This window comes from Pelagibacterium montanilacus, assembly GCF_003992665.1.
GTDB lineage: Bacteria > Pseudomonadota > Alphaproteobacteria > Rhizobiales > Devosiaceae > Pelagibacterium > Pelagibacterium montanilacus.
Genome location: NZ_RZMX01000010.1, coordinates 38284 through 46542 on the forward strand (window position 1 = coordinate 38284; position 8259 = coordinate 46542).

Genomic DNA, 8259 nt, shown 5'->3' on the forward strand with positions numbered 1-8259 from the left:
CCCGCATCAGTATCGCGTACGTGCCCGCCCGGCACGAGGAGTAGGGCATGGATCTCGCCACAATTATTGGCATCATCGTCGGAGCGGCGGTGATTGCCTTTGCGATCTTCATGGGGGGCTCGTTCGGGGCCTTTCTCGACGTGCCATCCGTCTTCATCGTCATTGGGGGCGGCTTTGCCGCCACGCTCATACGCTTCCCGCTCGCCGGAGTAGGCCAGGCGCTGATCACCGGAGGCCGCGTTGCCTTCACCCACAAGAAGGTCGAGCCGCGCGAATTGATCGAGCGCATCGCCGAGATGAGCGACGTCGTCCGTCGCCAGGGCCCGCTCGGGCTCGAAGGCATCGAACTCGACGAGGCCAATCTGCGCAAGGGCGCCCAGTATATCGCCGACGGCTATGACGGCGCCTTCATCCGCGAGACCATGGAACTCGAGCGCGACCAGTATCTCAATCGCCTGTCCGAGGGCCAGCGCGTCTTCAAATCCTTGGGCGATGCCGCCCCTGCCTTCGGGATGATCGGTACCCTGGTGGGCCTCGTCCAGATGCTGGGCAACATGGACGACCCCTCAGCCATCGGCCCGGCCATGGCCGTCGCGCTGCTGACAACGCTTTATGGCGCGGTCATCGCCAACCTCGTCTGCCTGCCCATCTCCGACAAGCTGCTGGCCAAGTTCGACGTCGAGGAAGTCAACCAGACCCTGATCATCGACGGGATCATGTCGATCCGCGACGGCAAGAGCCCCAACCTCATCCGCGAAATGCTCGTCGCATACCTACCCGAAAACCAGCGCGAGGCTGTCGACGAGCCGCAGCTGCGGGCAGCGTGAGGGTCTGACCGGTGGCAAGGGCGCAAACGGGCGGCAGGAAGAAGAACAATAAGGCCGAAGTGCCCGAATGGCTTGTTACCTTTGCGGACCTGATGTCGATCCTTGTGTGCTTTTTCGTCCTGATCATCTCGTTTTCCATCCAGGACGAACAAAAGCTCCAGATCGTCGCCGGCTCGATGCGCGAGGCCTTCGGCGTCGTCCAGACCTTCTCGCGCGCTGCCATGATCGAGCGTGACGGCAACCCCGAGCGCGAGCATCTCAAATCGGTGACCCACGAACTCGAGCCACTCGAAACCCAGTTCGCCAGTGAAGATCACGACCGCTTCTCCCAGCAGGGCCCCGAGGCCAACACCTTCGAGGAAAAGCCCGCCGAGATCGAGCAGCCTGGACGCTTCGCGCTCGCCGCGGCGAGCCTGCGGCAGGCCTGGCGCGAGAACCCTGACATCACCGCGCTCAGTGCCCATCTGATCCTCGAGGAGACCGATGAAGGCCTCGATATCGTCATCGTCGATCAGGAAGGTCGGCCCATGTTCCCCGAGGGGTCCAGATTTCCCTACGAGGCCACCCGCAAGGCCATCGCCGCGATGGCGCCGCTGCTTGAGCGCATGCCCAATCCCATCCGGATCTCGGGCCACACAGCCGCAGGCCATGTGCAGCCTGGTGCCCTGCGGGACAACTGGCAGCTCTCGTTCGAGCGCGCCAACACCACGCGCACAATCCTCGAGGAATTCGGTCTTTCGGCCGCCCGGGTCGAATCGGTGATCGGCCGGGCCGACACCCAGCCCTATTTCGCCAACGACCCGTATCTGGCGGCCAACCAGCGGGTAAGCATCACGCTCCTTAACGAGGAGCCGCCGGTTCCCAACTCTCTCGAACCCTGATGGCGGTTCTGCTGGCCGATCAACGGCCGGGCCCGCGGGTCAGAGCCAACCCGAAAGCTCACGCCGTGCGATCGCCTCGATCACCTTCATCCCGCCCGCACTGTCATTGAGGCACGGGATGTAGCCATAGTGCTCGCCGCCCGCTTCCATGAACTCCTCGCGGCCTTCCATCTGGATTTCCTCCAGCGTCTCGATGCAATCGACCGAGAACGCCGGGGCGAGAATGGCCACCTTCTTGATCCCCTTGCCCGGTAGGGCTTTTAGGGTCTCGTCGGTATAGGGCTGAAGCCATTCGGTGGGCCCGAACCGGCTTTGGAAGGTGACCATCAGCTTCTCGGGCGCCCAGCCCAGATGCTCACGCACCAGCCGCGTGGTCTTGTAACACTGGCAGTGATAGGGATCCCCGCGCATCAGATAGGTCTTGGGCATCCCGTGATAGGAGGTGATCACCAGATCCGGCTCGAAGTCGAGCGCGGCAACGCCATCAAGGATCGACTGGGCCAGCACCTCGACATACAGCGGGTCCTCGAAATAGGCCGGCACGGTGCGCACCGCCGGCTGCCAGCGGATGTCGCGCAGCGCCATGAAGGCCTTGTCGTTCGCCGTGCCGGTCGTGGTCGCCGAGTATTGCGGGTAGAGCGGGAACATCAGGATACGGTCGCACCCCGCGTCCTTGAGCTTTTCGATCACGCTTTCGGTGGAAGGATTGCCGTAACGCATGGCGAAATCGACCACCACATCGTCCGCCGCGAACGCGGCCTGCAATTTTTCCGCCTGCCTTCGCGTGATCACCCGCAGTGGGCTGTCATTGTTGTCCTTGTCCCAGATCTTTGCATAGTTCGCCCCCGCCTTCTGGGGGCGAAGCGAAAGGATCACGCCATTGAGCAGCGGCCACCAGATCAATCGGGGCGTCTCGATCACCCGCCGGTCCGACAAAAACTCCTTGAGATAGCGCCGGACGCTCCAGTAGTCGGTGGCGTCCGGCGTGCCGAGGTTGAGCAGGACCACCCCGATCTTCTTGGGCTTGACCACAGGGTGGTCGGGCGGCAGCACTTGCGTCATGGACATCTCGCATATCCGGTTGTGAGGCGCGCCGGGCAAGGCCCCCTGGCCAGCGCGATAAGGGATCGGACGCACCATACAAGACGGGCCCCGTCGGGCAACATCGTGGACCCCGATTGCGTCCTTTTGCCCGTTTCTACGCGATATCCCAGCGTCCGGATTACGCGAGACTCGCAAACAGCAGCAAAAGCCCAAAGCCCATCACCGCGATGGCCGCGGCCAACTCGAGCCACCAGACCACGGCTCCGGCGCGCTCGCCGCCCCCGAAGATGCGCCCTACGGCGCCCTTGGCTCCAACCGCCAGCGCGGCCAGCACCGCCACCGTCAGCGCGGTGCCCGCCGCCATCGCAAAGGTCGCAACCACGCCTGCGGCAAAGAGCCCCTGGGTCAGCGCAAAGACCAGCACCACCAGCGCCCCCGAGCACGGCCGCAGGCCGACGGAGAACACCACCCCCGCCATCTCGCGCCAGTCCCCGCCCGTCCGATCGGGCGTGACCACATGATGGTCGCACCTGCCCCCCTCATCGGGATGCTGATCATGATGACCGTGATGATGATGGCCGTGGCCCGCCCCGGTATGGACATGAGCATGATTGTGCCCGAACCCCAGGATCTTGCGGGCCGCCAGCCAGGCGCCCAGCACCGCGATCATGGCATACGAGCCGACCGCCAGCCAGTTGGCCGCCCCGCTCATGGCCATGGAGGTGAGCTGGAGGAACCCCGCCGCCACGCCCACGAAGGCAACCGCGACCACCGCCTGCATCAGCGCCGAAAGCACGCTCAGCACGATCCCGCGCCGCAACTGGCGCTCATTGGCGAGCATGTATGAGGAGATGACCACCTTGCCATGCCCGGGCCCGGCGGCGTGGAACACTCCATAGAGAAAACTCAGGCCTCCCAACACCCAGAAGGCGTTGTTGTCGGCCCGGAGCGCGCCGAGCGCCGAGGTCAGCGCCCGGTAGAATTCGGATTGCCGGTCCGCGATCCAGCCGATCAGCCCACCGCGTCCGGTCCCCAGGTTGGGCTCGGCCGGCGGCGCGGCAAAGGGCGTGGGCGGCGGCCCGGCCTGACTGCGCGCCGTGGCATCGGCGATCGCGTCGAGCCCGTTGTCGGCCGGCCCGGTCGGGCACGATACCGTCACCAGATTGGCCAGGTCCCGCGCCGCCTGGCGCAGGTCGTCTGGCAACTCGGTGACATCGGGCCCCAGCGAGAACAGCCGCTCCTCCAGATCGGCGGAAATCGGCCTCGGCTCGCTGACCTCAACATAACAGGTCTCGGGCGCGTTCGAGAGCGAGACCGCATCGGCGCCCTCGAAGGTGAAGGCCGCATAATATTCGGGATCGCCCACCGAGATGTCATAGCCCCGCTCGATCTGGCGGGGCGTATCGAAAATCAGCGTGAAGGTCAGCTCGAGCTCGCCGTCCTCATAACGCATGGTGGGGTCGCGCACATCGGCAAAGCCCAGCGGATCCTGGTCGGCCCCCGAAAACGTGTAGTAGTCGTAGAACGCCAGCCCCACCATGTTCTCTTCGGCGAGCGGCTGCAGCTCCGATTGGGACAGATCCCCGTCCCCGTCGGTGTCCAGTCCCTGGACCGCCCAGGATGAGAAATACTCGTCGAACGTCCAGAAATGACGCATGCCCGACATCCTGCCGTCCTCGAACAGCAATTCGCCCCGCGCGTCGATAAAGACGTGCGGATGGGCGAGGGCCTGGCCGCCCCCGAACAGTCCTGCGAGCGTTGCGAGGCAGATTAGGCCGATGGATCGGCCCGGAAATCGGAACATGTCTTCCCCTATTTGCCCGTCAGACCGGGTTTCTGGCGAACCATTCGACAAGGAAATCGATCAGCGCCCTGACCTTGCCCGAAAGATGCCGGCGATGCGGATAGACCGCCTGCAGGAGCGGGCGCTGCGGCAGGTACTCGGCCAGCACCGGCACCAGTTCTCCCGACTCTATCGCCGATTCGCAAAGAAAACTTGGCAATAAGGCAAAGCCAAGGCCCTGCCGGGCAGCCGTGGCCACCGCCATGGGCGAATTGACCCGCACCGGTCCGTCCACATGCACCGAGAGCGTCCGCCCCTCCTCGATGAACCGCCAATTGGCCTGCCCACTCATATTGGTGTCGATGATGCAGGGCAGCCCGCGCAGCGCCTCGGGGGTCTTTGGCACCCCATGCGCCTTGATGACCTGTGGGGAGGCGCAGATATGGACCGAGGTTTCCGCGATCTTTCGCGCAATCAGCGAGGAATCCGACATCTCGGAAATCCGCAGCGCCACATCGTAGCCCTCATCGACTAGGTCGACCATCCGGTCCTCGAGCCGCAGGTCCAGCGTCACGTCCGGGTGCTCGCACACAAAGGCAAAGAGCGGTTCGGCCAGCGTCGATTCCCCGAAATTGCGCGGCGCGGAGACCTTGAGGATCCCCCGCGGTGCCGCGGTCTGCTCGGTGATCGTGGCGTCCAGATCATCGAGCTGGTTGAGGATCTGGCTCACCTCCCGGTAATAGGCCTCCCCCGCTTCGGTCAGGCCGAGCTTGCGGGTGGTCCGGTTCATCAGCCTGACGCCCAGATAATCCTCGAGGTCGGTGACATATTTCGAGAGCAGCGCCTTTGACCGCCCGTGAATACGCGCGGCGGCGGAGAACCCGCCCGCATCGTGGACCTGGACGAATGCCCGGATGCGGGCGAGATCCTGCGTCATGGCGTTCCCGCCCTCCGTTTTTCATCGAACAGCGAAAGGTCGAACCGCGCCACATCTGCGAGCAGTTCATTGAAGCCATTGAGGATGTGGGCAGCCAGTGCCGCGCCCTTGGCCGCATCGGCCGCCCCGGCATTGCCCACCACGCCCAGGTCGTTGAGGTCGGTGGACATCCAGCCGAACCGGTGCGGGCCATAGGCCGAAAGCCGATCGAACTCGGTCTCCCACCGGGCCAGCCGCGAGGGAAACTGCCCTGCCTTGTCCATCTTCACGAGATCGGGACGGTAATGGAGCATCAGCGAGGTCTCGATGGCCCCGCCATGGATGCCATGACGCCGCTCGATCTCGTCAAAAAGTCCATCGGGCTGCCCGAAGCGCAGCCAGGCGGTGCCCACTGCAAGCATGGAGAACCGGGCCCGGGCATTGAGCGTTACCGCATCGACGACCGGAGTGTTCCCGCCATGGCTCGAGACGATCACCAGACGCCTGCAGCCCGCCCCTGCAACCCTGCCGGCGATCGACGTCCAGTCGGCGACGAGATCGGCAACGTCGCGGCTTTGCGTTTCGGCGAACCCGCTGTGCTCGAGCGAGGCGCCTATGCGCGCGATGGGCAGCACCACTGCGTCGATGGCGCTGGACAGGCTCCCGGCAAGCGCCGCAATATGACCCTCGGCGATGTCGCAATCGGTGGACGCAGGCAGGTGAGGCCCGTGCGCCTCGGTCGCGGCGACGGGCAAAATGGCCACCGTCTCGGCCGTCGGCCGGAAGGCATCGAGATCGGACAATGCCCTGAAGATGGCGAGGGACACGGTGTCGGGAACTCCGTTTAACGGATCGGTCACAATAGAGATAGCCCGTGCGCTTTTCGCGAACAACCTTGAAGACGCTGATCAACTTTCGCCGCACTGTCGATTCGACGGGACGCCAGCCTTTGGATAATGCTTTGGTCATGCCCAGACCGCCCGCTGCATCGACGCTCTACAAACTGATCGAAGCCGGCCAGCTCGCGCGCCAGGCGCTGCTGGCGCCTTTGGCCGCGCGCGGGCTCGAAGCGGGCGACGATGCGATCCTGCTCGCGCTCGAAACGCCCGAAGGCGAGCCCCTCCCCGCCATCGAAGAGATGACCGGACTGTCCGGCCCGCCACTCGATGCCATGCTGGCCCGGCTCGAGGACAAGGGCCTCCTGCTCCGGCTGGCCGTGGGCCCCGAGATGGAACCCGGCGCGCGGCTCTCCCAGCAGGGCCAGGCCATGCGCCAGGGCATCGCCGATCATTGGGCCGTCCTCGAAGAGGCGCTGACCGAACAACTTGGCCGCAAGGATCGCAAGACCCTGCGCGCCGGCCTCAAGTCCATCATCGGCCTTCTGGGCCGCTGAACCCTAGAGCATGTCATTTGGCGATTGAATCAGATTTTGGATTCCGTTCAGGGAGTAAATCTGATTCATATGTGGACGCCCCCTATGGCAAGAGCTGGTTTTGTCATGTTGCGGTGATCGGTTGCTTTCATATGTCCGGCCTGTTTGTGCGGCGTGATATTCGCTGCTGGCCCTGATGGAAATCCGCCGGTGAGGTCCCTGATCAAGCTGGCGCGCACGAGTGGCGCATTGAATCAGACGGGTTTGCCTCTCCATTGGCTCGATCGTTACGCATCATCGACTGCCATTGCCAATTTGGTTCGGGCTGCGCGCGGTCAGGCAGGCCGCCCATAGGGTCTATATGTCTCTCCGCGGGTTAGTACTACCCAGGCGATGCGGGCGAGCTTGTTAGCGAGGGCGACCGAGGCGAGCCGGAACGGCTTCTTCTCCAGCAACCCATTCACCCAGTCTGTTATCGGCGTCGGGTTACGCTTGGCGTGTCGCATGACGGCCGTTGCGCCAACGACGAGCAGGCGCCGCAAATACCTGTCGCCCTGTTTGGATATACCACCGAGACGTGTTTTGCCTCCGGTCGACTGCTGCTGCGGCGTCAGCCCAAGCCAGGCGGCGAATTGCCTGCCTGATTGGAACTGATCGGGGTCTGTCACTGTTGCCGCGATGGCTGTCGCTGTGATCACCCCGACACCCGGGATAGCCGCGAGCCTTCGACTGGCCTCGTTCTCGGCATGCCAGATGCGTAATTCCTGATCGAGTTCGCCGACCTCCTCGGTTAACTCGGTGATCCGTCGGATCAATATCTCAAGCGCTCGATGAGCGTAAGTAGGAAGGGCTTCATCAGCAAAGGCCCTATCGGCCAGCTTCGCCAGATTGGCGATGCCGGGATTTGCGACGAAGCCGAATTCGGCCAGGTGAGCGCGCAGTGCATTCGCTGCCATGGTGCGCTGGCGCACCAGGAGAGATCGCGCCCGATGCGCCATCAGGATGCCCTGCTGCTCAACCGTCTTGACGGGCACGAACCGCATCGTGGGACGTTGCACGGCTTCGCAGATCGCTTCTGCGTCCAGCGCATCACTTTTGCCGCGCTTGACGTATCCTTTTACATAAGACGGCGGCATGATCCTGACGTCATGGCCCATGGCGATCAGCGTACGCGCCCAGTGATGCGCCGTAGCGCAGGCTTCAACCCCGATCAGGCAGGGTGCCAGTTTCGAAAAGAATGGCAGCATCTGTTTGCGATGCAGCTTCTTCACCAGCACTGTCTTCCCGGTGTCATCCACGCCATGTGCCTGGAAAACGCTCTTGGCCAGATCCAGTCCGATTGTATTGATATTCATTGTAAACGCTCCTTCTCTTGCTTTCACTTCCACAGCACCTTAACCGGCACTGCGCTGGCCGGGGGCGTCCACATCATCAAG

General features: G+C 63.7%; 8 protein-coding genes. 3 read left to right on the plus strand and 5 right to left on the minus strand.

Annotation, left to right across the window (positions count from 1 at the left end):
• Positions 1 to 47: 47 nt before the first annotated feature.
• Both EO136_RS03800 and EO136_RS03805 read left to right on the plus strand, forming a co-directional pair.
• Positions 48 to 827, plus strand: coding sequence for a motility protein A (locus EO136_RS03800; RefSeq protein WP_127143148.1), 780 nt, complete (start codon positions 48 to 50; stop codon positions 825 to 827).
• A gap of 11 nt (positions 828 to 838) precedes the next feature.
• Complete coding sequence (locus EO136_RS03805; RefSeq protein ID WP_246018256.1) at positions 839 to 1708, plus strand: OmpA/MotB family protein; 870 nt, start codon at positions 839 to 841, stop codon at positions 1706 to 1708.
• Between the two features lie 39 nt (positions 1709 to 1747).
• On the opposite strand, the gene hemH is transcribed toward EO136_RS03805, so the two are convergent.
• The 4 genes from hemH to EO136_RS03825 all read right to left on the minus strand — a co-directional run bounded on the left by hemH (position 1748) and on the right by EO136_RS03825 (position 6278).
• Complete coding sequence (hemH, locus tag EO136_RS03810; protein WP_127143155.1) at positions 1748 to 2770, minus strand: ferrochelatase; 1023 nt, start codon at positions 2768 to 2770, stop codon at positions 1748 to 1750.
• Between the two features lie 160 nt (positions 2771 to 2930).
• Positions 2931 to 4556: a HoxN/HupN/NixA family nickel/cobalt transporter gene (locus EO136_RS03815; protein ID WP_127143149.1), complete on the minus strand. Its 1626-nt coding sequence runs from the start codon at positions 4554 to 4556 to the stop codon at positions 2931 to 2933.
• 19 nt (positions 4557 to 4575) lie between these two features.
• A complete protein-coding gene (locus EO136_RS03820) occupies positions 4576 to 5472 on the minus strand; it encodes a LysR family transcriptional regulator (protein ID WP_127143150.1) in 897 nt (298 codons plus the stop codon).
• Entirely contained in the window at positions 5469 to 6278 is an 810-nt protein-coding gene (locus EO136_RS03825; protein WP_127143151.1) for a creatininase family protein, read from the minus strand. The genes EO136_RS03820 and EO136_RS03825 overlap by 4 nt, the downstream gene beginning before the upstream one ends.
• 140 nt (positions 6279 to 6418) lie before the next feature.
• On the opposite strand from EO136_RS03825, the gene EO136_RS03830 reads away from it, so the two are divergent.
• Positions 6419 to 6844 (plus strand): hypothetical protein, encoded by a 426-nt coding sequence (locus tag EO136_RS03830; RefSeq protein ID WP_127143152.1) that lies wholly within the window; start codon positions 6419 to 6421, stop codon positions 6842 to 6844.
• 314 nt (positions 6845 to 7158) lie between these two features.
• Here EO136_RS03830 and EO136_RS03835 read toward each other — a convergent pair whose 3' ends face one another.
• Positions 7159 to 8178, minus strand: coding sequence for an IS110 family RNA-guided transposase (locus EO136_RS03835; RefSeq protein ID WP_127143153.1), 1020 nt, complete (start codon positions 8176 to 8178; stop codon positions 7159 to 7161).
• Between the last annotated feature and the right edge of the window lie 81 nt (positions 8179 to 8259).